The sequence below is a fragment of the Streptomyces sp. NPDC020845 genome (genome assembly GCF_044334165.1).
Classification (GTDB): domain Bacteria; phylum Actinomycetota; class Actinomycetes; order Streptomycetales; family Streptomycetaceae; genus Streptomyces.
In genome coordinates this window covers 151,921-177,161 of sequence record NZ_JBIRSJ010000014.1, presented here as the reverse complement: position 1 = coordinate 177,161, position 25,241 = coordinate 151,921, and the positions used below count along the sequence as shown (strand labels likewise).

General features: G+C 72.0%; 14 protein-coding genes. 6 read left to right on the top strand and 8 right to left on the bottom strand.

The window, feature by feature from the left end; genetic code table 11:
• Positions 1-63 precede the first annotated feature (63 nt).
• The 4 genes from ACH4U7_RS34770 to ACH4U7_RS34755 all read left to right on the top strand — a co-directional run bounded on the left by ACH4U7_RS34770 (position 64) and on the right by ACH4U7_RS34755 (position 4,823).
• The gene (locus ACH4U7_RS34770) at positions 64-777 is read left to right on the top strand and encodes a hypothetical protein (RefSeq protein ID WP_398531762.1); all 714 of its coding nucleotides are present in this window, start codon (positions 64-66) and stop codon (positions 775-777) included.
• Positions 774-1,550 carry a two-component system response regulator CseB gene (cseB, locus tag ACH4U7_RS34765; RefSeq protein ID WP_398531761.1) on the top strand — a complete coding sequence of 259 codons (777 nt, stop codon included), beginning with the start codon at positions 774-776 and terminating at the stop codon, positions 1,548-1,550. The genes ACH4U7_RS34770 and cseB overlap by 4 nt, the downstream gene beginning before the upstream one ends.
• 2 nt (positions 1,551-1,552) lie before the next feature.
• Positions 1,553-2,836 carry a sensor histidine kinase gene (locus ACH4U7_RS34760; RefSeq protein WP_398531760.1) on the top strand — a complete coding sequence of 428 codons (1,284 nt, stop codon included), beginning with the start codon at positions 1,553-1,555 and terminating at the stop codon, positions 2,834-2,836.
• Between the two features lie 148 nt (positions 2,837-2,984).
• Entirely contained in the window at positions 2,985-4,823 is a 1,839-nt protein-coding gene (locus ACH4U7_RS34755) for a transglycosylase domain-containing protein (protein WP_398531759.1), read from the top strand.
• Positions 4,824-4,866: 43 nt separating this feature from the next.
• Here the strand turns inward: ACH4U7_RS34755 and ACH4U7_RS34750 are convergent, their stop codons facing one another.
• Positions 4,867-5,655 (bottom strand): Fpg/Nei family DNA glycosylase, encoded by a 789-nt coding sequence (locus ACH4U7_RS34750; protein ID WP_398531758.1) that lies wholly within the window; start codon positions 5,653-5,655, stop codon positions 4,867-4,869.
• A gap of 150 nt (positions 5,656-5,805) precedes the next feature.
• Here ACH4U7_RS34750 and ACH4U7_RS34745 point away from each other — a divergent pair, with 150 nt between their 5' ends.
• Positions 5,806-6,969, top strand: coding sequence for a PP2C family protein-serine/threonine phosphatase (locus tag ACH4U7_RS34745; RefSeq protein WP_398531757.1), 1,164 nt, complete (start codon positions 5,806-5,808; stop codon positions 6,967-6,969).
• Between the two features lie 75 nt (positions 6,970-7,044).
• Here the strand turns inward: ACH4U7_RS34745 and ACH4U7_RS34740 are convergent, their stop codons facing one another.
• The 4 genes from ACH4U7_RS34740 to ACH4U7_RS34725 form a co-directional block, all read right to left on the bottom strand.
• Positions 7,045-10,011, bottom strand: a complete 2,967-nt coding sequence (locus ACH4U7_RS34740; RefSeq protein WP_398531756.1) for a glycosyl hydrolase — start codon at positions 10,009-10,011, stop codon at positions 7,045-7,047.
• Positions 10,008-13,319: a family 78 glycoside hydrolase catalytic domain gene (locus tag ACH4U7_RS34735; protein ID WP_398531755.1), complete on the bottom strand. Its 3,312-nt coding sequence runs from the start codon at positions 13,317-13,319 to the stop codon at positions 10,008-10,010. Before ACH4U7_RS34735 ends, ACH4U7_RS34740 begins: the two co-directional genes overlap by 4 nt.
• Before the next feature lie 112 nt (positions 13,320-13,431).
• Positions 13,432-16,836, bottom strand: coding sequence for a glycosylhydrolase-like jelly roll fold domain-containing protein (locus tag ACH4U7_RS34730; protein ID WP_398531754.1), 3,405 nt, complete (start codon positions 16,834-16,836; stop codon positions 13,432-13,434).
• A 58-nt stretch (positions 16,837-16,894) separates the two neighbouring features.
• Positions 16,895-19,480 carry a beta-L-arabinofuranosidase domain-containing protein gene (locus ACH4U7_RS34725; RefSeq protein WP_398531753.1) on the bottom strand — a complete coding sequence of 862 codons (2,586 nt, stop codon included), beginning with the start codon at positions 19,478-19,480 and terminating at the stop codon, positions 16,895-16,897.
• 446 nt (positions 19,481-19,926) lie between these two features.
• Here ACH4U7_RS34725 and ACH4U7_RS34720 point away from each other — a divergent pair, with 446 nt between their 5' ends.
• Positions 19,927-21,708, top strand: a complete 1,782-nt coding sequence (locus ACH4U7_RS34720; protein ID WP_398531752.1) for a carbamoyltransferase — start codon at positions 19,927-19,929, stop codon at positions 21,706-21,708.
• 54 nt (positions 21,709-21,762) lie between these two features.
• On the opposite strand, the gene ACH4U7_RS34715 is transcribed toward ACH4U7_RS34720, so the two are convergent.
• Genes ACH4U7_RS34715 through ACH4U7_RS34705 form a run of 3 tightly spaced genes read right to left on the bottom strand, consistent with a single transcriptional unit; the run spans position 21,763 to position 25,175 of the window.
• A complete protein-coding gene (locus ACH4U7_RS34715) occupies positions 21,763-22,191 on the bottom strand; it encodes a hypothetical protein (RefSeq protein ID WP_398531751.1) in 429 nt (142 codons plus the stop codon).
• A 30-nt stretch (positions 22,192-22,221) separates the two neighbouring features.
• Positions 22,222-24,201: an aminotransferase class I/II-fold pyridoxal phosphate-dependent enzyme gene (locus ACH4U7_RS34710; protein ID WP_398531750.1), complete on the bottom strand. Its 1,980-nt coding sequence runs from the start codon at positions 24,199-24,201 to the stop codon at positions 22,222-22,224.
• A gap of 23 nt (positions 24,202-24,224) precedes the next feature.
• Positions 24,225-25,175, bottom strand: coding sequence for an NAD-dependent epimerase/dehydratase family protein (locus tag ACH4U7_RS34705; RefSeq protein ID WP_398531749.1), 951 nt, complete (start codon positions 25,173-25,175; stop codon positions 24,225-24,227).
• Between the last annotated feature and the right edge of the window lie 66 nt (positions 25,176-25,241).

Here is a 25,241-nt window from a genome sequence, read left to right as displayed (position 1 = left end):
CGTCACTTCGACGCAGCCGCACAACATCCGTGCGGCACAAGGGTGTCATAGGGTGATCGGCCTATGCACTCCTCTCCCTCACAGCGGCGGGCGCGGCTCCTGTTACCCGCTCTCGTCGCCGCCGGCGCGGCCGTGGGCATCGCGGGCTGCGCGTCGGCGACCGGTGCCCAGGACGACGGCGCCGCGCCCCGGCTGTCGCCGCCCACCAGTGCCGTACCGCTGTGGCCCGGCTTCACGCCGCCGCCCACGCCCGAACAGGTTCGGCCCGCCCCCAGCTTCGTCCGCTATCTGCCCGTCGAGGGTGTGTCCGCGCCCGCCGACGGGCTGGCGGGGCTGTCCCCCAAGCGGCTGCTGGACAAGGACCCCAATGTGCCGAAGGTCATCCAGGAGTCACTGACCGGGTGTCCGGACGCCCACTGCCCGCTGCGCAAGCCGGTGCTGCGCGATCTGACCGGTGACGGCCGGGACGAACTGGTGGCCGCGGTCGATCTGCCCAAGTTCCAGCGGACGCTGGTCCAGGTGTACCGGGCGACGGGCCGGACCGTCAGACCGGTGCTGATCTACTGGGGCCAACTGGGCGTCACCGGCGAGACGTACGGCCGCGACCTGATCATCACGTCGACCGGCGACGACGGCCGGTTCACCGTGCGCTTCCGCTGGAACGGCGAGGTCATGGCCGCCGTCACGCCGCGCGGCGGCCCCGATCCGCGGGATGCCGTGGAGACCGTCCCCGGCGGTGTGCCGGCCGAGTCCGCCAAGCCGAAGAGGACGCCATGACCTCCGCCTTCCCGCCGCCCGCGGCCGCCGAACCGGGCCCCGTCGCGCCCGGCCCCACCACCGAGGCCCACGTTCTCCTCGTCGAGGACGACGAGGTGATCCGCAATACGGTCCGGATGCTCCTGGAGCGGTACGGCTTCACCGTGTCCACCGCGGGGGACGGCCTCACCGGTCTGGAGCTCTTCCGCGAGCGCCGGCCCGACCTGTTGCTGCTGGACGTCATGCTCCCCGAGCTGGACGGCATCGGGCTGTGCCGCAGGGTCCGCGAGCTGAGCCTGGCCCCGATTCTGATGATGTCCGCCCGCGGCGACGCCCTGGACGTGGTCTCCGGCCTGGAGGCGGGAGCGGACGACTATGTGGTCAAGCCGTGTGAGAGCGCGGTGCTGGTGGCCCGTATCCGCTCCCTGCTGCGCCGCGCCTCCTTCGCCCCCGTCCAGCGGAGTGCGCCCGGCGGGGCGGAGTGGGAGACGGCCGAGGAGGACGAGCCGGCGACGCTCGCCTTCGGCGATCTGACCATCGACCCCCGCGGGATGGAGGTGCGCCGCGCGGGCCGGCTCCTGGCCCTGACGCCGACCGAGCTGCGGATGCTGCTGGAGTTCGCGGCCTCGCCGGGCGTCGTACTGGAGCGCCGTACGCTGCTCAGCCGGGTGTGGGACCACGCCTGGCACGGGGACACCCGCGTGGTCGACCTCCATGTCCAGCGGCTGCGGGCGAAGATAGGCGCGGAACGGATCGAGACGGTCCGCGGCTTCGGCTACAAGCTGCGGCGCTGACGATGGCGCTGAGATGGCGAATAGCCGCTCTGGTGGCGGCGGCCGCCTGTGCGGTGGCCGCGGCGGTCGGCGTGCTGGTGCACCGCGCCTCACAGGAGCGCGAGCTGTCGCAGGCGCGGGACACCGCCCGCACCACGCTGGAGCGGGCCGCCGTCAGCTACGCCCGCACCGGCGAGGTCGAGGGCTCCGGGGCCGCGCTGGACGCGCCCGGGCTCCCCGGCGGGCTGCGCGCCCTGGTACGCAAGGGGCACCGGGGCACCGAGTTCACCACCGGGCCCGGTGGGCCCGCGATGTGGGCCGCCAGACCCGCCGACGGCCAGGTCCTGTCGGTCCGCGTGGACCTGGACACCTCCATGCGGGACATCAGCGCGCTCGACACCAACATCGTGCTGGCCGGTCTGATCGCCACCGCCGTGGTGCTGCCGCTCGGCGTGGTGACCGCCGGGCGGATGAGCCGGCGGCTGCGCGCCGCGGCAGCGACCGCGCGCCGGATCGCCGCCGGTGACCTGGACGCCCGTATCTCGGCCGGTGCCCGCCCGCACGACGAGATCGCCGAGATCTCCGGGGCCGTCGACTCGATGGCGGCCGCACTCCAGGAACGGCTGCTCCGCGAGCAGCGGTTCACCGCCGATGTGGCGCATGAGCTGCGCACCCCGCTGATGGGTCTGGTGACCGCCGCCGAACTGCTGCCGCCGGGCGAGGCCGCCGGGTATGTACGGGACCGGGTACGGGTGCTGAGCACGCTGGTCGAGGACCTGCTGGAGATCTCCCGGCTGGACGCCGGCGCGGAGCGGGCCGATCTGTCGCCATGCCGCCTCGGGCTCCTGGTGACCGAGGCCGTCGCCCGCACCGCCCTGAACGTACGGCTGTGCACCGCTCACGGTACGGAAGAGGGTGCCGGGGACGGGCCGACGGTGTGGACGGACCCGCGGCGGATGGAGCGGATCGTGGCCAATCTGGTCGTCAACGCCCATCGGCACGGCCGCGCCCCGGTCGAGGTGACGGTGGACCCGGACCGCAGGACCGTGACCGTACGCGACCACGGCCCCGGCTACCCGGACGACCTGCTGCGGGACGGCCCGCAGCGGTTCCGTACCGGGGCGCGGGAGCGCGGCCGGGGCCACGGCCTGGGGCTGACCATCGCGCTGGGCCAGGCGGAGGTCATCGGCGCCGAGCTGGCGTTCCGCAACGCACCGGACGGCGGGGCGGTGGCCACGCTGCGCCTCCCCGCCGGCCCCGAAGCGGCGCCGATACAGGCACCGATACGCGCACCGATACACGACTGATACACCGCCGAGCGGTATTCGAGGCCCGGCCGAGCCGGAGCCGATACCGGGCTTTGCGGTTTTGAAGATCTTCGCTGTCGAGGATGGCGCCGCCCGCGAATATCTCGCGGGGCTCGACGGAGGTGCTCCCGGTATGACAGGTCCGCGTATGGCGTTACGCACTCGGCGCGAGCCGGACGGCGCGGCGGCCGGCGAGGAGACGGCCGGGGTCCGTACGAGAAGGAGAGCGAAACGGGGAAAGGGGCTGCGGGGGAAGGGCGGGGTCAAGCGGACCGGTCTGCGGCGCTTCTTCACCTGGCGCAGGCTCCTGGCCTACTTCGTCGCGCTGTGCGCGCTGCTGGTCGGGGCCTTCGCGCTCCTCTACTACCTCATCGACATCCCCAAGGCCAACGCCCTGGCGAAGGCCGAGGCCAACATCTACAAGTACAGCGACGGAACGGTGCTGGCCCGCACGGGCGACATCAACCGCGAGTCGGTCCCCTTGAGCAGGGTGCCCAAAGCAGTGCAGCACGCGTTTGTCGCGGCCGAGAACAAGACCTTCTACGACGACCCGGGCATCGATCCGGTCGGCGTCGTCCGGGGCCTGGTCAACACCGTGACCGGGAAGGGCACCCAGGGCGGCTCGACGATCACCCAGCAGTACGTCAAGAACTACTACCTCAGCCAGGAGCAGACCGTCACCCGCAAGGTGAAGGAGCTGATCATCTCCCTCAAGGTGGACCAGCGGAACTCCAAGGACGACATCCTCGCGGGCTATCTGAACACCAGCTACTTCGGGCGGGTCGCCTATGGCGTCCAGGCCGCGGCCCGGGCGTACTACGACAAGGACGTCGAGAAACTGACGGTCGCCGAGGGCGCCTATCTCGCGGCGCTGGTACAGGCCCCCAGCCAGTACGACTGGGCGGTCGCGACCCCCACGGCGCAGCGGCTGGTGACCCGGCGCTGGAACTACGTCCTGGACAACATGGTCGACATGGGCTGGCTGGACGCGGGCGAGCGGCGCGCCCTGCGCTTCCCGGTGCCGGTCGCCCCGCAGCCCGCCCAGGGCCTGGGCGGACAGGCCGGTTATCTGGTGGACGCGGCACGGAACGAACTCATCGCGGCCGGGGTCAGCGACCAGGAGCTGGCCGCGGGCGGCTGGACGATCACCCTCAACATCGACCCGGACAAGCAGCGGGCCCTGGAGCGCGCGATGAAGCCGGCGCTGCGCGACGCGGACACACAGGGCGCGGCGGCCTCGGTGGACCCCGGGAGCGGCCGGGTGCTGGCGCTGTACGGCGGCCGGGACTACACCAAGCACTACCTCAGCAACGCCACCCGCGCCGACTACCAGGTGGGGCCCGTCTTTCTGCCGCTGGTGACCGCCACCGCGATGGAGAACAAGCAGGGGCGAAAAGGCGGCCGGACGGAGGTGAAGGACATCGCGGTGGCCCTCGGCCTGCCCCCGGACATCACCGGCCTCACCAACCCGACGACGGTCACGCTGGGCCTGGCGGGCGCGAGTCCGCTGCGGATGGCCGGTGTTTACGCCACGATCGACAGCCACGGCAAGCGCGTCACACCGACCATCGTGAAGTCCGCGCGGCGCGGTGACGAGACGGCCGGGCCGCCGGGAGCCGTCGGCGACCAGGCGGTCACCCGCGCGACCGCCGACTTCCTCACCGCCGACCTCGTGAAGAACGACGAGGGACCACGGGCGGCGCGCTCCCTCGCCCGGCCCGCCGCGGGCATCTCCGGCACCTCCGACGACAAGAAGGCCTCCTGGTACGTCGGCTACACCCCCGACCTGGTCACGACGGTCGCCTTCTTCGGGGAGGGCGCGAAGAGCCGGAAGCAGATCCGGCTGAAGGACACCGGGACGGAGGTCCCCGAGAAGGTCTGGAGCACCTATACGCGGGAGGCGCTGCGCGGTACGCCCGCGTCGGGGTTCGACCTGGAGGAGGCATTTCCCGCGGTGGCGGAGCCGGATCCGGTGTTCCGGCGCTGATCCCGTGCCCGCACCGCCAGCCGGGCGGGTCATGACCCGCCCGTCACGTCCCGCCCGGCTGGCAGTGGGGGCACCAGGCGGTGGTCCGCCCGGCCATCCGGCTGCGCCGCAGCGGGCTGCCGCACCGCGGGCAGTGCGGGTCGGGGTCGTCGCGGCGGCCGGTGAGCCAGGAGGGGCTGGTGGGCACGTGCCCGGCCTGGACCGAGGTGAGCAGCACACCGCGCATCGCGCGCTCCAGCCGGGCGCGTTCCTCGGGGGTCAGCTCGTCGGTCCGCCGCGCCGGGTTGATGCCGGCGCGCCACAGGATCTCATCGCCGAGCAGATTGCCGAGCCCGGCGACGACGGACTGGTCGGTGAGGGTCGCCTTGACCCGTCCGTGCCGCCCCGCCAGCCGTTTGTCGAGTTCGGCGCGGGTCACGGACAGCGCGTCCGGGCCCTGGTCGCCCATGATCCGGTCGAGGTCGGCGTCGGTGGCGGCCAGCCACAGGCCGCGCAGCTTGCGCTGGTCCCGGTAGCGGAGGTCATGGCCGTCGTCGAGGACGATGGTGACGCGGTCGTGCGGATGAGGCGGGTCGTCGTGCACATGGCACGTCAGATCTCCGGTCATCCCGAAGTGCAGGAGTACGGTGGGACCGTCGGTGCGAGCGATCAGCCATTTGCCATGCCGCTCCGGTGCGTCGAAGCGGCGGCCGGTCAGCTCCCGCCGCAGCCGCTGAGATGTCACCCCGCGCAGCACCCCGGCGTCGCCCACCTCGACTCCCTCCACCCGGCGGCCCTCCGCACAGGAGGCCAAAACCCGCCGAAAACCCTCCACATCCGGCAGTTCAGGCATAGCGCTACATTACGCCCGAATGGCCGACCTTACCCCTCAAGACGCAGGACATGACATAGGGCCCCCGCACTCCACCCGCCTTCCATGATTCACTGCCTTTACCGCCCGTTAACGCCTGAACGTGCAGTAATCCGATTAAAGTAGCTGGTTATGCGATTCCTCCGCTCTTCAGCGGACCGAGGAGCCAACGGCCACAGCCGTAAGCTCTTCGTGATTGCCCGGTGCCTGCCCTTCGTGGCCCTGGTGGCCGTGGTCACGATCGAGCTGTCACCGGTGCACGTGGTGTACACGGGCCCCCTGCTGTCCCCGGCCCCGGCCCTGGCGGCGGTGACCATGGGGCCGCTGGGCACCAGCGCGGTGGCCGGTCTTGCCCTGCTGGTGAGCTCGACCACCGCGACGGTCAACCACGCCTGGGGCACCCAGCAGGTGTACGCCAACATGGCCGCGCTGCTACTGGTGGCGATCGCGAGCGTGGTGAGCAGCGCCGTACGGGTCCGCAGAACGCGTGAGCTGACGCAGGTGCGGCGGATCGCCGAGGTCTCGCAGAACGTGGTGCTGCGGCCGCTGCCCACCCGGATGGGCATGGTGATGGCCGCCAGCGTGTATCTGGCGGCCGAGCGGGGCGCGCAGATCGGCGGCGATCTCTACGAGGCGATGGCCACCCGGTTCGGGGTGCGTCTGATCGTCGGGGACGTACGGGGCAAGGGGCTGGCGGCCGTGCGGTCGGCCGCCGCGGTGCTGGGAGCCTTCCGCGAGGCGGTGCACTACGAACGCGACCTGGCCGAGGTCATGCACCGCTGCGCGGCCGCGCTCCAGCGGGAGTACGCGCTGCTGGACCGGACGACCGATCCGAGGGACTGGGAGGAGCAGGCCGAGCAGTTCGTCACCGTACTGCTGGCGCAGGTGCCGGACGATGCGACCATCCAGCTGATCAACCGCGGTCATCCGCCGCCGCTGATCGTTCAGGGCGGCTGCGTACGGACCCTCGACCCCACCCGCCCGCTGCCCCCGCTCGGCCTGGAGGAGTTCCTCACCGGCCCGCCCATCGCCACCGAGACCTACCCGTTCACCGCGGGCGAGCGGCTGCTGCTGCACACCGACGGGGTGCTGGAGGCGCGCAACCGCTCCCACGAGTTCTTCCCGCTGCCGGAGACCCTGGAGATACTGGACGGCGCCACCCCGGAGGAGTATCTGGACCGGCTGCGCCAGGCGCTGGTCCGGCACGCCGACGGGCATCTGACCGACGACGCGGCGATGATCCTCATCGAACGGACCGATACGGCCCCCGGGATCGTCCTGCCCGGCGCCCCGTAGGCCCGGCCCCGGCGGGCTCGGGCCGGGGCCGGGCTCGGAGCCGGTGATGGCTCAGCCGGGGGCTCAGTCGCCGGCTCAGCCGGCGGGCACCACCGCCCGTCCGTAGGGCACCAGGCGGACCGGCCCGATCAGGCCGTACCGCTGCCGCTTGGCCGCCCCGAACTCCGCCGGGCGGACGGTCCGCAGCCGGTTCAGCAGCGTGGTGGCCACCTCGACCTCGATCGTGTTCTCACCGCGCCGCAGCAGGCCCCCGAGGTCCACCACGCCCGTGACCTGGTCCACCGGGCCCAGCGCGGTGCCGTTGACGGTGACCCGGTAGGTGTCGAAGACCTCCCCCAGCTCCAGCCGGGCGCCGGTGGCTCCGGTCCAGCCGCGCCCCAGCCGTACGGTGGCGCGGTAGCGCCCGACGCCGGAGACGTCCTCCAGACCGGGGAGGTCCGGCCAGGCCGCGAGGGCGTCGAGGTCCAGCCGGTGGTCCACCGTGACATGGCGGTCGGGCGTGCGGCCCGGCCGCCAGTCGGCCACCCGCAGCGACCAGCGGTCCAAGGTGAGCGGCGCGGGCAGCTCGCCGATGCGCGCGACGACCTTCCGGCCGTCGCTCAGCACGGTCTCGCGGGCCCCGGGCCGGGTGTCGAGCACCTCCAGCACACCGTTCGCGATCCGCGCCGACTCGGCGTCGGTGCTCAGCGCATGGAGCGGTCCGGCGCCGCGCGCGAGCGCGACCAGAGCCGTGGCCCCGGGCGCCAGGGTGATCCGCAGCGTGACCCGGCCGCCGTCGTCGCGGTGGACGGCGAGGGGCGCCACCTCGCCGGTCCAGGCGTCGAGCGCGTACGGGGTGGCCTTGGCCCACGGCGCGGCGATGGCCACCTCGTGGTCCACCGCCGCGGTCGCCGAGCCGTTGGCGAAGAAGTGGTAGGCCACGTCCCGCCCCGCCCGGTGGGCGTGCAGCAGCGGCGAGCGCGCCGCGTACGCCACGTCGGGCTCGATGCCCAGGTCGGCCAGGGCCGCGGGGATATCAGGCCGGTCGGCGACGCGCCGCACCCCGGGGACGGCGAGCAGCCGGGTGATCAGGGCGCCCAGCCGCTCGTCGTCGCCCTCGTGCGGCAGCCCGGGCACATGCCCGTCCGACCAGTCCCCCACCACGATCATCGGCAGGCCGTCCTCGGCCAGTTCGATCAGTTTGCGGGCGGTGTCCAGCTCCAGGGTGTGCTCACGCCCGATCATGACGTCGCCCTCCAGCACCAGGACCTTGAAGGCGGGCCCGTCGGGCGCCAGCCGCCCGCCCCGCACCACGGCGCTCGGCAGGCCGAGCGAGCGCGGGCTGAGGAAGGTGTGCGTCCAGCCGAGCGGCACCCCGTCCGGGGTGAACCAGGGCGCGCCGAGCCCGGAGCCCGCGTACCCCTTCTGGCGCAGCACGGCCACGTCGACCCGGTGGGTGCCGGACTGGAGCACCCCCTGGATCCGGCCGAGGTATCCGGCCACGTCGGACACATGGCGCCAGGCCGGGGTGCGCGGCCCCCACGCCTCGCCGTATCCGGGGCCGCCGTGGTACGGGGAGAAGGCGGCGAAGCCCGGCCAGGCGGCGCCGGGCGCGGTCGCGTAGCCGAAGCCGTGCAGCACCGCCTGGTTGACGCCCGCGCAGTACTGGGTGACCAGCTTGCGCAGCGTGGCGTCCCAGGTGGTGGCGTACGCACCGCCCGCCGTGGCGCCCGCCTCGTTGGACAGCACCCGCCCGCCGCCCATGTCCCGGCCACCGGCCAGACAGCGGAAGTCGTCGAGATTCTTGAAGCCGAGCGATTCGCCTTCGGGGATGTCCAGGAGCGAGGCGCTGTGGATCGCGTCGGTCTCCAGGCCGTACGGCTGGACGCGCAGGGCGAGGCCCAGCGAATGGGCCCAGTCGCGCAGCGGCAGCAGGTGGTGTTCCAGATACAGATCGGTGATGACCTGCATATAGTCGCGGCGCACGGCCTTGTTGGTGGCGGCGTCGAAGGCGAAGACGTATTTCTCGTCCTTCTCGATCACCGCGGCCAGATACGGCAGCAGGGGGTGGCCGATGCGCCGCTCGAACTCGTCCGCCAGGCCAGGGGTCCACAAGGTGGCGTCGGTCTCGATCTCCAGGGAGTCCTCGAACAGCGCACCCCCGGCCCGGCGCAGCAGTTCGCGCACCCGGCGGGTGAGGATGTGGCGCTCCCAGAAGTCGGTGACCTCGCGGGTGCCGGCGGCGCTGAAGTGGTCGACGACATAGGCGAGTGGGGAGGTGTGGGCGGGGCCCTCGGGCCGCTGCCCGGAGCCGCGCTCCCAGTACGAGATCAGCGCCCACTGTCCGTCGTCGGGCGCGGTCCACTGGAGGGCGCCGTCGCGGACCAGCGCGGTCAGGTCGGTCACCGAGTCCCGGTCCAGCTGCAGTGGCGCCGGGGCCGCGGCGGCCGCGCCGACGCGGGCCGCCTGCACCCACAGCAGCCGCCGGTCGGTCACGCCCTCGGCCGCGGGCACCACCGGCGGCGGCACCGGGCCCGCGTAGGAGCCCTGAGACCCCTGGAAGACGACCAGGCCGTGGGCCAGCTCCGAGGCCGCCGCCGCGCTGTCCGGGGTGACGGTGGGCACGGCGGCGGGCCAGGCCGGGCCGATGGTGACATCGACGGTGAGGCCCCGCCGGTCGGCCTGGCGCAGGGCGCTCTCCAGACCGGCGACCCAGGCCGCGGTCCCCCAGCCGTAGCGCTCGGCGTCGATCGGTTCGCTCAGGCTGTGGGTGACGGCCGCGATCTCCACCCCGCCGAACCCGGCGTCGGCGATCTGGTCGACCTCCCGGGCCAGCTCGGCCGGGTCCACCAGGCCGTCCGGCCACCACCAGCGGAACTTGGGCCGCACGGCGCGGCCCGGCGAGGCGAACGCGGCGGCGAAGCCGGGCCGCGGGGCCGTGCCGCGCGCCGCGGCGGCGGGAGCCGCAATCGCCGCGGTCGTCGGGAGGACCGCCGCCGCCCCGGCCGCGGCGCCCAGGCCGAGCAGCGTCCGGCGGCGCGGGCCGCCTCTGTTGTCTCTCATGCGTCGCTCCCGGTCCGCGGCTCGGATACGGATTGGTATACGGACGTGAAGCTCCAGGTCCCGGAGGGCACTTCGTACACCCGCACACCGTCGTCCGTGCGCAGCGGCCGCGCCCCGTCCGGCGCGCCCACGGCCCCGGAGGTGGCGGGCACCCGCACCTCGGCGGTGGTCCCGGCGGGCACCGTCACGGTCAGCCGGTACGCGGAGCCGTCGCGCCGCCAGGAGCTGCGAGCGGGGCCGTACGGCGTGGTGTACGAGGCTGCCGCCGAGGTCAGATCGCCGACGACGGCGGGCGCGAAGAGCAGCCTGCGGTAGCCGATCGAGTCGTCGGTCTGCCGGATCCCGGCGAGGGAGCCGGTGAACCAGCCGTCGATCACGCCGAGCATGAAGTGGTTCTGGGACTGGCCGGAGCCACCGTCCCAGGTCTCGCCGAGCGTGGTGTTGCCGTGCTGGACCTGGTAGCCGTAGCTCGGGCTGTCGGTCCTGGTGGCGATCCGGTAGACCACGTCGTCGCGCCCGGCGGCGGAGAGCACCCGGAAGGCGGCGGGCAGCGAGATCTCGCCGAGCACCAGATGGTCGCCGGCCTGCTCGACGCTGTGCACGAAGTGGTCGAGCAGCCGCTGCCGCTGTCCGTCGGGCACGGCCCCCATGTCCAGCGCGAGCGCTTCCGCGCCGTGTCCGCCGCCGCCGAAGGTGCCGGTGGTGGCGTCGTAGTACTTCGCGGACAGGGCGGCGACGGAGGCGTCGGCCTTCTCCCGGTACGCGGCGGCGTCCTCGCGCTCGCCGAGCACGCCGGCGATCCGGCCGAGCGCGTCGACCACCCGCCAGTAGCCGTAGGTGCCCGCGACGGCGCGCGGGAAGGTGCGGTCGGGGGTGATCCAGTCGCCCAGGCCGTAGTCGAGGATGCCGTCGGCGACCTGCCGCTCGAGGAAGGCCGCGTACTCCTTCATCCTCGGGTAGTAGGTGCGCAGCGTCTCCTGGTCGCCGTAGGTGGTGTAGAGCTGCCAGGGGACGAGGACGAACGCCCCGCCCCAGTTGGCGTCGTTGCGGTAGGCGCCCGGCAGCAGGGTGTAGTCCGGCACGGTGCTGGGGATCAGGCCGTCCGAGGTCTGTGCGTCGGCCATGTCCCGGACGATCTTGCGCAGTTGGGACTGCATGTCGTAGTTGGCGGCCAGGGCGGGGAAGACCAGCTGGTCCTGCTCCAGCCAGCCGAGCTTTTCGCGGCTGGGGCAGTCGGTGAGGACGCTCATCATGTTGCCCTGGATGGCACCCCGGATGAGTGAGTGGATGCCGTTCAGCAGCTCGCTTCCGCTGCTGAACTCCCCCGCGGAGGCGTTGTCGGTGTGCAGGACGAGGCCGCGTACGGACACCTCGGCGCCCTCGGGCAGGCCCTTGAGCTCCAGATAGCGGAAGCCGTGGTAGCTGAAGCGCGGATGCCAGGTCTGCTGCGCGGTGCCGGCCGTGGTGTAGCTGTCCCACAGCGGCGCGCCGACGTTGCTGATGGACTGGTGGGCGTGGCCGTCCTTGAGGCTTTCGGCGGGGTGGACGCGTACCGCGGTGCCCTCGGGCGCGCGCACGGTGATCTCGGGCCATCCGGCGATGTTGCGCCCGAGGTCGAACACCCGGCTGCCCTGCGGGGAGTTCGCGACCTCGGTGCCCTTCAGTGTCTCGGTCACCCGGATCGGCTCGGTCTCGCGGGCGCTGACCTGGGCCGGGTCGGTGGCGGTGCCGGGTGCGGCAACGGCGGTGGCGGCGCGCCAGCCGGTGCGGTCCCCGCCGGGCCGGTCCCAGTTCGGGAGCTCCCGGCGGGCGTCGTAGTCCTCTCCCCCGTACCAGTTGGAGGAGGTGGTGGGGCCGAGCGTGGTACGCCAGTCGGGGCCGCTGGCGATGCGCCGAACGGTGCCGTCGGCGAGGGTGATCTCCAGCTGGGCGAGCAGCTTGGGGTCGCTGAGGTTGCCGTAGAGCTTGCGGTAGCGGTCGGCGGTGCTCACGACGTTGGCCATGCCGTTGCCCAGTTCGACCCCGATGGTGTTGGCGCCGCGCCGCAGCCGCTTGGTCACGTCGTAGGTGGCGTACTGCACACGGTCGGCGAAGTCGGTGTTGGCGGGCTCCAGTACGGCGTCGCCCACCGGGCGGCCGTTGATCCGGGCGTCGTACACGCCGAGGCCGGTCAGGTAGAGGCGGGCGGAGCGGATGTCCTTCAGGACGGTGAAGTCCTTGGCGAACAGCGGGAGTCCGGCCGGGAGATACGGCTTCGGCGGCGTCTGCCCGCTGACGCGGGTGGCCTCGGTGAACGGGCCGGTGGCCGCGTCCGCGGTGGCGACGGTGTAGTCGACGGGGAAGCCCGGCACCCGGCCGTCGGCGGTGAGGACGTCGGCGCGCGGGTAGAGCAGCACCCGGTCGAAGCGGGCGGTCTGTTTGAGGTCCAGGGTGAGGGTGATCGGCGTGGCGGACACATCGGCGTCGGGGTGCGGTTTGCTCGCGTATCCGGCGGCGGTCTGCGCCCCGCTGTTGGTGAGTCCGTCCACGGCGAGGGCGGGCTCCCAGGTCTTGCGTACGGTGTTGCTCTCCGAGGCGGTGACCGCCGCGCCCTTGGCGAGGTCGGGTCCTTCGGGGTCGGCGGAGTCGCGCACCTCGACCTCGGCCAGTTGCAGCCGCCGGGTGAGGGCGGGGAAGTCGCCTTCGGCGAGCGGCAGTCCGAGCCGGGTGACGTCGAGCCGTACGTAGCGGGCGGTGGTCTTGGGCAGATCGACGACCACGGGCGTGACCCGACGGCCGCTCAGCTGCCAGTCGGGGTGGCCGATCCACTGCGCGGACCAGTCCTTCGGTGAGGTCAGCCCGGTCTCGAAGACGGACGGGGCGCTCCAGCCGGACGCCCGGCCCGCGCCGCCGCCGGCCCACACCTTGACCCGCCAGTACACGCGGGTGCGCGGGCCGAGCCGGTCGCCCGCGTAGCCGGCCCGCGGCGCGGCGGAGCCGACCTTGCCCGAGTCCCACAGGTCGGGGCGGCCCGCCTCCAGCCGGGCCGCGCTGGTGGCGGCCTGTATGCGGTAGGCGCGTTGCACGGTGTCCCTACCGGTGGTGGTGGGCCGCCAGCTGAGCTCGGGCGTGGTGTCGTCGATGCCGAGCGCCTGCCGCAGGGCCCCGGTGCGCAGCGCGGTGGGGCGGCCGGCCTCGCTCGCCTCGGCGGGGGCCGCCGAGGGCAGGGTGGTGGCCAGGGCGGCGAGGGCCGCGAGGGCGGTGGTGGCGAGCCGGGCCAGAGGTCTGCGGAGCAGCGGTGGCCGCGGGGGTCGGAGGGTTCGGTCCATGGGTTCTCCATGAGTGGTCGGGGGCCCGGCAGGGAAACGGGCAGAAGTCGGGCACGCTCGAACGCGAAACGGGCGTCAGGCGGGCGCGGGGCGGTCCGCGGCCGGGCCCGGGTCAGGCGGTGCGGATGAGCCGGACCGTCAGCGGGCGCAGCGGGCGCAGCGCCACCGGCCCCAGCAGCCCGGACGGCAGCGCCTTGCCGCGCTCGTTGGCGAGGGTGTTGGCGACGCGGACGGCGATGGTGTTGACGCCGGGGCGCAGTTGGTCGGTGACGTCCACGGTGTACGGGGCCCACAGCGCGGGCGGCAGCGCGGCGCCGCCCACCGTCACCCGGGCCACCTCGCGCACCTCGCCGAGGTCGAGGTGGATGCGGCGGCCGTCCAGGTCGGCCCGGGTGAGGGTGATGTCCTTGGTGTAGGTGGCGCTGCCCGAGAAACGCGGGTCCAGGTCGGTCCAGCTGCCGAGCGGCCGTACGACGGGCTCGGCGCCGTCCCGCTCCAAGGCCACGGTCCAGTCACCGTCCAGCGGAATCGCCCGCAGCGGATCGGTGACCTCGGCCTCGCCACCGTAGGCGTGGCGCCCGTCGGTGCCGCTGAACACGTACCGGCCGGGGGCGTCGGCCAGCGCCTTCGCCAGCAGCCGGCCGCCCTCGGCGGTCACGGCGGTGACCGGAAGGTCCGCCCGGGTCAGATGGGGGCGGGTCGTGGCGCCCGCGCGGAACACCACGGCCAGCGTCTCGTACGGGCGCAGGCGCAGCGGCACCCGGGTGGCCTCGGCGCCGGGCCGGCCGGCCGACTCGTGGACGGGGGCGGCGGTGACCGCGCCGGTGACCGGGTCGCGCAGCTCCGGTGCCCCGCCGACCGGGAACACCACGTCGGTGACGACGGTTTCCGCGCTCTCGTTGTTGAGCAGGAAGGCCGTGTCCCGGCCGGAGGTGGTGCGCAGCACCAGCACCGAGGCGGCGGGGGGATCGAGCACGGCTGCCGCGGCGCCCGCGGTACGGGCCGCCTCGCCCAGGCCGGCGGCGTCCGCGACCCGCACGGCCCGGCCCCGGCCGACCCGGCGGCTGCCCGGGGCCTGCTCGGGGAACAGGGCCCGCAGGGCGCGGCGCAGCGCGGCGTCGTCGCCGCCCGCCTCCTGGTCGGGCAGTTCGCCGACGGCGAGGACCGTGCCGCCGCCGCGGGCGAATTCGGCGAGGGTACGGACGGTGGCGGCGTCCAGGACCGGGGTGTCCGGCAGGACCGCCACCTCGTAGCGGGCGTGGCCGACGGCCAGGGTGCCGCCGTCGGTCCTGGCGTGGTCCCGCAGGCCCCGGTCGCCGGACAGGGCGCCCTCGTGGACGAGGTCGAAGTCGGTCTGGGCGCTCTCCAGCGCCCGGGCCGCCGCTCCGAACGCGGTGTCCAGCGCGGTGCCCTGATCGGTGCCGCGCCACTGCTCGGCGGCGCGCTGCGGCTGGATCAGGGCGGTGCGGGCGGCGGAGGTGCCGCGGACGGACTCCATCACCCGCCCGGTCCAGTCCGCCAGCGGGCGCATCGCCCACCACCACGGGGCGCGCGGGCCGAACGGCGGCGGGAAGTAGACCCGTGTCTCGTCGGTCCACAGTGCGTGCAGCACGGTCAGATTGACGCCCCGGGCGGCGGCCGCGCCCAGCAGTGCGTGGGCGAAGGCGGGCGCGACCTGCCAGCCCATGTTGCCGAACGCCTCCAGCAACACCCGCTCGCGGCCCGACTGGTGGGCGGCGCTGGCCGGGTTGCGCGGGATCATGGTGGGCTTGCCCGCCTCGTACTCGGCGGTGATGATGTCCCCGCCGGGGATCTGCGCCCACTGGTTGATCTTGTGCAGATCGCCGGTGGAGGCGATGCGCTTGGCGGGGGCGGTCTCGTCGTAGAGCGGGTTGGTGATCAGCGCGACGCGCCGCTCGGCGTACCAGCGGGCCTGTTTGCGGAAGGCGAGCGCGAACCGGTCGGACACCGCCTGCCAGAAGCGCCCGCGCAGCACCCGGCCCTCCCGGCCGAGCCCGTCGTCGAAGAGCGCGGCGTACGCCCGGCCGGGCTCGGCGCCGACCGCCCGCAGGGCCGCCTCCAGTGTGGGCGACCAGGGCAAGCGTTTGAAGTGCGGTTCGGCGGAGGCGAAGAACGGCTCGTCGTCCCAGAAGCCGGGCACGACGCTGCCGAAGTAGCGGCCGAATCTGCGGTGGTACTCGCCGGGCACCATGTCAAGCAGCAGCTCGATGGGTTTCTCGTCGAGCAGGTCGATGTAGGCGCGGCTGTAGCCCTGGGTGTCGTCGGCCAGGACGGTCCCGCCGAACACATCGATCTGCCACCGCCCCGCGGGCACCTCCCAGCGGCGGGTGGTCCGCAGCCGCTCGGTGAGCTCGACCAGCCGCGCGGCGTCGTCGGCGCCGACCGGGCGGGCGACGGCCGCCACCGGCGCGGCGGTCCCGGGTGCGCGGCGCGTGGCGAACTCACCGGGGGTGGCCGGGTCGGCGAAGTCCTCGCGGTAGAGGACCGTGCCGTCGGCCGCGGTGACGGTCAGGTCCTCCCACAGGGCGCGCTGGGTGCCGGTGGCGTGCACACCGACGCTGCCCGCCGGGTGGGCGTCATCGGTGACCGTGCCCTTGTCCTTGTCGTCCAGCCGGACGGTGAGCGTGGCGCCGCTGACGGCCACCCGCAGGGTGTGGAACTTGGTCCGGTTGAATCCGTCCGTGCGGGTGCTGCGGGCGAGTTCGGTCCGCTCGCCGCCGCTGCGCCGGGAGATGGTGACCACCCCGGTCTGATCGAACTCGACCAGATAGCCGTCGTCCCCGGTGGCGGAGGCGCGCAGCAGCAGACCGGCGGCGCTCGTCTCGGCCTTGACGCTGCCGGTGACCGTACAGTCGCCCCAGCGGGCCCCGCGGCGCAGCACGGCCGCGCCGCCGAGCACCGCGGCGTCCGCCACCAGCCGTCCGCTCTCGACGCCGACGCCCGTGGTGTCGTACAGATCGACGGTGGCCGGGCCCTCCACCACGGTGGTGGACCGCCACAGCGCCTTGAGCCGCAGCTCGGGGCGGGCGGGGTAGTGGCGGGTCCCGACCGTGCCGCCGTTCACGATCAGCCCGGCGGCGCGGCCACTGGGGAAGTGGTTGTCGTTGAACACCCACACCCGCATCCCCGTGCGCTCGGCGACGGCCAGGACGTGTCCGACCACGTCGAACCAGTCCTCGCTGAAGAACACCGGGCTCATCTCGGCGTTGTCGAAGGGGAAGACGACGACCTCGTACATGCCCTTGTCGCGCAGCTCGGCCAGTTGCCGGTCGATCAGCTCATGGGTGACCGGTCCGTTCCAGTACCAGTAGACCGTGGGGCGGCTGTCGCGGCGGGGGTCGGTGAAGTGGCCGGCGGGGAAGCCGGCCGCGGACTCCGCGTGGGCCGCGGGCAGGCCGGTGCCGAGTGCGGCGACGACCGCCCCGGAGGCCACGACGAAGTGGCGCCTGGTCGGTCGGATCGGTCTTTCGGGCTCTGGGGTGCCGGTTTCAGACATGGGGGTGCTCCCGTAGGGACAGGGTGTGCGGGCGGGGGTGGAGGTTCGGGGGTACGGGTCAGCCGTTGGTGCGGTGCAGCGCGGCGACCTCGGCGGCGGTCAGGGCGTGTCCCAGGACGCGGAAGTCGGCCACGGCGCCGTGCAGGTAGGGGTGGGTGGGGTTCTGGGAGCGGCCGAGGTAGTTTCGGGTGGTCGCGCCGAGCAGCAGCGGTCCGGACACCACCGCGTCGTTGCGCCCGGCCTCCGCGCCGTCCACGTACAGCACGCCGCTGCCGCCGCCGAGGGTGAGCGCCAGATGGGTCCACCGGCCCGGCTCCAGGGCGGCCGAGGCGTCGATGTAGTCCTCCGCCTCCATGCCCGCGATCTTCCACGCCGCGCGGGCCTTGCCTGCTCCGGTGCGCGGGGTGAGGAACAGATAGGTGTTCTTGTGAAAGCCGAGGTCGAAGACGCGGGCGGAGTTGACCACGCTGTCCAGGAACACCCTTACGGAGAGGGTGAGTTGGGGCAGGCCCGTCAGCAGCCCCGGTGGCAGCGCGATATGGCCGTCCTTCCCGTCCAGCGCCACCGCCCGCGGCCCCGCGGTGGTCCAGGTGGCGCCGCCGGCCAGCCGGGCGTCCGGGAAGCGGCGCAGCGCGTCCGCGCTGGTCGCCCCGGCGCCCTCGGCCAGCGGGAAGTGGGCGATCTCGCGCCGCCCGGGGCCGCGCGGCGGAACGGCGAAGTAGACGTTGTAGCTCTGGTGGTGCACCCGGTGGAAGGGCAGCAGCGGCACCTTCTCCCCCTCGGCCACGGCTGTGAACTCCGGCCCGCCACGCCCCGCCATCCGCTGCACTGACGACGGCTCGATGTCCGGGATGGTGCGCGGGCCGTGCTCCCCGTACGCGCCGGCCAGCACCAGCGGGCCGTACGACACCGCCTTGATGTGCGGGTTGTCCGGCGCCGGGCGCCACACCAGCTCGCGCGGGAAGGTCAGCTCGACGGTGTCACCGGTGCGCCAGCGCCGGTCGAGGGTCAGATAGCGGCCCGGCACCGGTGTGGCGGCCGGGTCGAGCAGGGGGTGCCCGCCCACCAGCACCCGGGCCCGACGGCCCCCGTCCGCCAGCCAGCCGGGCACCCGCACCTTGAGCGCGAGCCGCCCGCCGCCTTCGGTGACGGTCAGCCGGACGGTGTCGGTGTCGGGGTAGCCGGACCGCTGGACCAGCCGGAATCCGCGCTCGGCCCACGTCACTTCGGAGGGGATGAAGAGGTTGACGTACAGGGCGCCGGCGTCCTCGTCACGGAAGTAGATGGTGTCCGCGAACTTGGTGTGGGTCTCCATCCCGGTGCCGTGGTCGCAGGAGAAGTTGTCGTAGTCGCCGCTGTAGCTGCCCGGCGCCGAGCCCAGGCCGCCCTTGGGCTGCCGGCGCGACCCGGCCCACAGACCGGTGTAGTAGGTGACGAAGCCGTGGTCGGAGTCGGGGTCCTGCTCGCCGAGCATCTGGTTGTACAGGGTCCACTCGTAGTGGTCCATGTACGCCGCCCTGCCGGGCTCGTGGAGGAACAGCTGACGGCCGATCTTGAGCATGTTGTAGCTGTTGCAGTTCTCGCAGGTGTCCTCCGACAGCCTGCTGACGATCTGCCCGGGCGGGCCGAAGAACTCCTGGTTGGAGTTGCCACCGATGACATACGAGTGGTCGCGCACCACGATGTCCCAGAAGTTCCGCGCGATCCGCAGATAGCGCGGGTCCCCAGTGGCCCGGTACTCCTCGCCCGCGCCCACGATCTTGGCGATCTCGGTGTTGGCGTGGCGCCCGTCGAGCTCGTCGCGCCCCTCGTCCAGCGGGCCGTAGAGCGACTGGTGGTCGAAGCGGCGCGCGGTCCGCAGGTGGACGGGGTCGCCGGTGACCAGGTACAGCCCCGCCAACACCTCGTTCATACCGCCGAACTCCACACCGAGGAGCCGCTGCATGGTGGCCTCGTCGAGCGGGGCGGTGCGGGAGTCGACCCAGGCCGCCATCCCCCGCAACACCTCGAGGGCCTGGTCGTTTCCGCTGAGCCGGTGCTGGTCGAGCAGCCCAGCCATGATCTTGTGGATGGTGTAGTACGGGGCCCACGGCTTGCCGCCCGCCTCGAGGTCGTCGAAAATCCGCTCGGGGAACGCGGACAGATATCCCGTCCGGTAGCCCGCACCGGGCGAGGCGGCCTGACACTCGGCGAGCGCCGCCACGATTCCGCGCGCCTTGTCCGCGTACGTCTGCTCGCCGGTGTTCGCATGGGCGAAGGCCAGCGCGGAGAGCAGATGCCCGGTGCTGTGGCCGCGCAGCAGCACGTTCGGCGCCTCCCAGCCGCCGCACGGCTGGGCGGTGGAGGGGAGTTGGACGTTCAGCCGGAAGGTGTGCAGCAGCCGCTCCGGGTCAACGAAGCGCAGATAGGACAGGGTGCGCCGCATATTGGCCAGGAACGGGCTCTCCAGCAGCCGTACGGCGGAGAGCGGGAAGGGCGCCAACCGGGCGGGGGCGGCCTCGACGTCGGTGGAGGCGGGGTCGGGGGCATCGGCGAAGGCGGGGGTGGGCAGCCCCACGGCCCATGCGGCGGCGGCCGCGCCACCCGCGGCCAGCGCCCGTCTGCGGCTCATACGGGGCCCTGCGACTGATCCGGATCCGGTCATGGCGTGCGTCTCCTTCGGGGGCAGGGCGGTCCCCGAGTCGCGACCTGCCTGAAGTTGAAACGTTTCGATTTGATGGCCAGGAAGCTATGGGCGTACGCGGCCGTGCGTCAAGGGTTGTGCCACCCAAAGAAGTTGACACGATTCATCCATGGCACCGACACTGGCCGACAGACCGGTCGATGGACCAGCCGACAGACCGGTCGACCGCCTGGCCCGCCCACCGGACCTCGAGCCCCGCGCCCGGGCGGCGGTCATCGGCACGGGAAATCCTCCCCGTGTGTCGGATATTGAGCGGTACGACATTCGGTGCGAATTTCTCCCGGAGGCGCCGTCCCCCGGGAAATCAAACCACCATCTGTTTACGCATCATGCCTATCCCTCGTGTATGCGGGCCGAGTAGCCTGTTCTAGCTTTGGCTACTGTCGTGCTTGGGAGGCTGAGAGCCAGTGATCGTGCTCGGTTACAACGGATTCAGCAGAGGCGCGGAGCTTTTCGGACGTCTCTACGGCGCGACCGGTGTCGGCCGTAATCTTTTGGTGGGCCATGACGCCGCGGCGGCTCTTGTGATCGACGGCGAGTTGGTTGCGGCAGTCGAGGAGGAGCGGCTGAGCCGGGTCAAGAAGACCTCCGATTTTCCGGCCCAGGCAATCAAGTGGTGCCTGGACTCCGCCGGTGTCGACCTCGATCAGGTGGACGTTTTCGCTTTCCCCTGGCGATTTTCGCCCGCCGTGGCCGAGGAGATGATTTCGCAGATATGTGACTCCGACCTGCCGGTCACGGCCAAGTTCGACGCCCTGCGCAGCGCCGGCGAGGTCTACACCGGCATGTTCAGCCGCGAGGCGGTGTACAGCGACTTCGTCCAGCGCACGGGCTATGAGCTGGATCCCAACAAACTCACCCTGGTGCCCCACCATCTGGCCCATCTCATGTGCGGGGCCTACCTGGCCGGCGGGGGCGACGCCGCCTTCCTGGTGAGCGACGGCCGGGCGGAGACCCTGTCCGCCGTCATGGGCGAGCTGCGGAACGGCGTGGTCAGCCTGTTCGAGGGCGGCACCGTGCCCATGACCAGCTCGCTCGGCGTGGCCTACGGGCGGATCACCCGCTATCTGGGGTTCGTACCCAACAACGACGAGTACAAGGTGATGGGCCTGGCCGCGTACGGCCCGCCGCCACAGCACAACCCGCTGCTCGAACGCGTGGTGCGGCTGCACGAGGACGGCTCGTACACCATCTCCATCCCCATGGACATCGGGGCCTACTACGCGCTGTTCGACAGCCTCTTCGGCGGCGACAGCGAGAAGCGCGAGCAGTTCGACTTCCGGGTCAAGGTCGCCGGGCTGGCCCAGCACATGGTCGAGGCCATCACCGCTCATCAGCTGCGGACGCTGACCGCGGCCTCCGACCTGGACACCCTGCTCTTCGAGGGCGGTCTGGCGCTCAACTGCGTGGCCAATACGAAGATGCTGGAGAGGTCGTCGTTCACCGGGATGGAGGTCAGCTTCGGGGCCAGCGACCCGGGCGTCGCCATCGGCGCGGCCGTGTACACCGCCGGCCTCAGGAACCGGCCCGCCGACGCGGTCACCACCCCCTATCTGGGGCCCTCATACGACGAGACGCAGGTCCTGGACGCGCTGGCGGAGTACGCGGATCGAGTCGAATGGCAGGAGGAGCCCGACGCCGCCGCGGTCGCCGAGCGGACGGCTGAGCTGCTGGCCGGGAAGAACGTCGTGGGCTGGTTCCAGGGCCGCGCCGAGTTCGGCCCGCGCGCCCTGGGCAACCGCAGCATCCTCGCCAACCCGGCCTTCCCCGACATCAAGGACATCATCAATCTCCGGGTGAAACACCGGGAGCCCTTCCGCCCGTTCGCGCCCGTCGTCCTTGAATCCGAGGCTCCGCGCGTCTTCGAGCTGGGCAAGAAGACCTCATCCCCGTATATGACCTTCGTCTTCCCGGTGCGGAAGGAGTACCGGGAGCGGATCCCCGGCGCCTGTCATGTGGACGGCACGGCGCGGATCCAGACGGTCGACGAGCGGCAGAACCCCGAGCTCGCGCGGCTGCTGCGGGCCTTCACGGCGCGTACGGAGGTGCCCTGCCTCCTCAACACCTCGTTCAATGTGGCCGGTGAGCCCATCGTCTGCTCACCGCGGGACGCGCTGGAGTGCTTCCTCGCCACCGAGATCGACTACCTGGTGATCGACCGGTTCGTGATCACCAAGAAGGAAGGCTGAACGGTCGGCCCGCAGGGCGGTTTCGCCCTGCGGGCCGGTACGTCTCAATCCTCTTCAGAGCTGAATGGGCTCGTTGGGCCCGCCCTTTGTCTCGATGGTCAAGAACGACAGAACCTCATCGCCGATGTTCTTCAGATCGTGCAGGTGATATTGCCCCTCGGGGCAACAAAAATGCCGGGTCTGGCCGCGGACATAGGAAATCTCCCGCGTACTGCCATCGCTGTTGTGCTGACGGGCCAGGCCGTCTGTGAGGGCTATCCAGTGGTAGTCCAGGACATGCCGGTGGACAGGAATCCGCTCTCCCGGCTGGAGATGGGTCTCCCAGATGCGCAGCGAATCGGTCTCTTTCAACAGTGACTGACCAACGCGGCCGTTATGGGCGTTGTTGTCGAATTCCTTCTTCAGCTCGGGGCTCCAGCGATCGAACCCTTCGGCGACGACAGTGCTGGAAAGAGGGGAATCGGAGCAAGAATCGCTACCCACGACCGGATCCTTTCGGCTGAACGATATGGCTCACAGAGCAGAGGAGAGTGCTTCGAGCAGGGCGGCGTTCGCATGCTGATCGCCGATGGTGATGCGGCAGGTATCGGGGACGAGACGCCCCACGTCGGCGACGAGAATTCCCGCACCGCTGAGCTGATCCACGACGCGTTCGTGCTTGTGAAACCGGACCAGCAGGAAGTTGGTCTCCGAGGGGAACACCCGGTCCACGGCGGGGTGGTCGGCCAGTACCCCGGCCATCCGATCACGCTCGGCGCGGATGCGCCGGATGCCGTCGAGCACCGGTTGGGAGTTGGTCAGCCGGTCCCGTGCGGCGCGCTGCGATGCGTTGGTGAACCCGAAGGGCACCTGCACCCGCCGCAGTGCCTCGATGATGCCGGGGTCGGCCAGGGCGATCCCGCAGCGCGCTCCGGCCAGGCCCCATGCCTTGGAGAGCGTCCTGAGCACGATGAGGTTGTCGTGCTGGGCAACCAACCCGGCATACGAGGGCTTCTCGCTGAATTCGACATAGGCCTCGTCGATCACCACCAGTCCACGGCCGCGTGTCACCAGGGCATGCACCTGTGCGGGATCGATCCTGGTGCCAGAGGGGTTGCCCGGATCGCACAGGAAGGTCACCCGCGGATCTGCCGCCAGGATCCGCTCGGTGTCGACCTGGGACAGATCGTCGCCACCCAGCGGCACCTCGGTGACGGGCAGGCGCAGGACGCGGGCGAAGTGGCTGTAGAGCGGAAAGGTGGGGGGCGTGACGCAGACGCCCTCGCCCGGCGAGGCCAGCGCCGCCAGGAGCAGCAGGACGCCGTCCACCGCCCCGCTGGTGAACAGCAGGTGTTCCGCCGTCAGCGCATCGACGCCGTCGTGACCGGGCAGCTGCGAGATGGTCGTCAGATATGTGTGGGCAAGCTCTGCCGTGTCCAGGTCGGGATAGTTGCCATCGGTACCCAGAAACGGGTTGGTGTTACTCGACAGGTCGATCTGGTCGAACCGCGGCACAGCTCGAAAGCGGGCCGGACCCGGGACCGGGACCGCCGCGACGGGGGGCGTCGCGAACTCCGACAGCGCCTGCTCCTCCGCCTTCTCCGGGGCCGCGAGTCCGGGAGCGCGGAGCCAGTGGTCGAGGGGGACGAAAAGGTCCGCCCCGAGGCGCCGCATGTGGTGCGCCTCCCCCCGGCCGAGGTGGACCCAGTCCAGGCCGGAGTGTCGGGCGTGGAGGTACAGCCGGTACGCGGACGCCAGGGAGAAGTCGCGGCGCGCATCGGGATCGTCGTGGCCGAGGGCCTGGGTGAGGACGTAGAGCCCCCTGCCGTTGTGGGACCTCGTGATGAGCCCGGCCCCGGCCACGGTGTTCTCTCTGCGGCACACGAACATCTCGGTGCGGTCCGCCAGCACTCCCTGTGCCAGTACGTCGAGGGCGTCGGCGTTGTAGAGGTTGTCGTGGCCCTCGTCGCGCTCGGCCTGGCGCTGATGCAGCTCCACGAAGGCATCCCGCGCCCAGGGCTTCCCGTCGAGGTCACTCAGCGGGATGTGCTCCCAGGTGACGTCACGGGACACCTCCTCGTGGCGGCGGCGCAGTTCGCCGAGTTGCTGGGTGCCAAGGCGCTCCCGCAGGACATCGTCCAAAGCGCCCGCCGCCGGCTCCCTGGGCAGCCGGACGACACACTCGCTTTCGGCGGCGACGGGGACGAGCCCTGCCGCCCGCAGCGGGCCGGTGTCATCACTGCGGCGCACGCCGGGCACCAGGATCTGGGACACGTCCAGCGCCTCGGCGCGGCGGAGCAGTTCTTCGAGGGCATGAGGGGTGGGGGCGGGGCTCGTCGGAAGGTACGGGGCCCCGCCGGCGACGAGAGTGGAGCGCTCGAGCACCGCAGGGTCCAGGTCGGCGAACGCGCGGGCACCTTGGCCAAGGCGGGCCAAAGAGCACACAGGCGCGCGGGAGCCGAGGGCTGCGCACAGTACCTGCTCAAGCGCGTCGATATCTGCGGACCTGCGCATGCTCGAATCCCCACTCCTCTTCGTCACTTGGATGTTCCGTGTGCGGCGATGTGCTCGTCGATGCGGTCGCGGTACTCCTCGAACAGGTCGGACAGGGTGCGGGCGATACCGGTCTTCCAGCCGATGGAGCAGTCGCCGATCAGGCCGCGGCGGACGTCGTGGTCGAAGATCGCCGTTTCCCGGCTGTAGTCGCCGCGGTCCAGTCGCACCGGCACTCCGGTGAGCTCGGACATGTACTCCAGCAGGTCGGTGATGCCGACCTCCTCGTCGCCGCCCCAGTTCACCACCCGCGCGGGCGCCTGCGCGACGCCCCACAGCAGCGGTACTTGGCGGACGACGTCATCGGTGTGCAGCAGGTTGCAGTAGTTCTGCCCTTCGCGGGGCACCGCGCACGCCTGTCCCCTGCGCATCTCCCTGAACAAGATCATGGGCACGCCGCCGTGACCGTACGGACCGTAGGCGATGTTGAGGCGGGCTATCACCGTCGGCAACCTGAGTGTTTCGGCCAGGCCGCGCACCACCCCTTCGGCCGTGATCTTGGCGACGGGGTACGTCGGCAGCCACGGCGCCGCCCCGCCCAGCGGGTCGCTCTCCCGGTATCGATGTGTCCGATCGGCCCGGTTGTAGACCACGCCGGACGAGACGTACAGGAACGACTCGGCCTCGGAGCAGTGGGTCATCAGCCGTGCCGTGCCGACGGCGTTGATGCGCGTGGTCTCCTCGAAGTCATGGCCGTCGCCCCGGTGCACCGCCGAGTGCAGTACGTGGGTGAAGTCGCGCGGCAGGCCCTCCAGATCGTCGGTGGCCATGTCCCAGGTGGCGGTGCGGACGCCCAGTTCTTCGAGGGCCTTACGGGCGTCCGCGTCGCCGAACCGGCCCAGGCACCACACCTCGTTGTCGGAGGCGAGCGCCTCGGCGACGGGCCTGGCGACCTGTCCCGTTCCACCGGTGATGAGAATCTTCTTGCCTTGCATGTTCAGCGGCTCCTGGTCGTATGAGCGGTTGCCTCTGCCGGTCCTCAGCCGAGCGTCGGTTCCTGC

Coding starts and splice junctions, on each gene's coding strand:
- ACH4U7_RS34770 (WP_398531762.1), top strand. CDS start 64: ATGCACTCCTCTCCCTCACAGCGGCGGGCGCGGCTCCTGTTACCCGCT.
- cseB (WP_398531761.1), top strand. CDS start 774: ATGACCTCCGCCTTCCCGCCGCCCGCGGCCGCCGAACCGGGCCCCGTC.
- ACH4U7_RS34760 (WP_398531760.1), top strand. CDS start 1,553: ATGGCGCTGAGATGGCGAATAGCCGCTCTGGTGGCGGCGGCCGCCTGT.
- ACH4U7_RS34755 (WP_398531759.1), top strand. CDS start 2,985: ATGGCGTTACGCACTCGGCGCGAGCCGGACGGCGCGGCGGCCGGCGAG.
- ACH4U7_RS34750 (WP_398531758.1), bottom strand. CDS start 5,655: ATGCCTGAACTGCCGGATGTGGAGGGTTTTCGGCGGGTTTTGGCCTCC.
- ACH4U7_RS34745 (WP_398531757.1), top strand. CDS start 5,806: ATGCGATTCCTCCGCTCTTCAGCGGACCGAGGAGCCAACGGCCACAGC.
- ACH4U7_RS34740 (WP_398531756.1), bottom strand. CDS start 10,011: ATGAGAGACAACAGAGGCGGCCCGCGCCGCCGGACGCTGCTCGGCCTG.
- ACH4U7_RS34735 (WP_398531755.1), bottom strand. CDS start 13,319: ATGGACCGAACCCTCCGACCCCCGCGGCCACCGCTGCTCCGCAGACCT.
- ACH4U7_RS34730 (WP_398531754.1), bottom strand. CDS start 16,836: ATGTCTGAAACCGGCACCCCAGAGCCCGAAAGACCGATCCGACCGACC.
- ACH4U7_RS34725 (WP_398531753.1), bottom strand. CDS start 19,480: ATGACCGGATCCGGATCAGTCGCAGGGCCCCGTATGAGCCGCAGACGG.
- ACH4U7_RS34710 (WP_398531750.1), bottom strand. CDS start 24,201: ATGCGCAGGTCCGCAGATATCGACGCGCTTGAGCAGGTACTGTGCGCA.
- ACH4U7_RS34705 (WP_398531749.1), bottom strand. CDS start 25,175: ATGCAAGGCAAGAAGATTCTCATCACCGGTGGAACGGGACAGGTCGCC.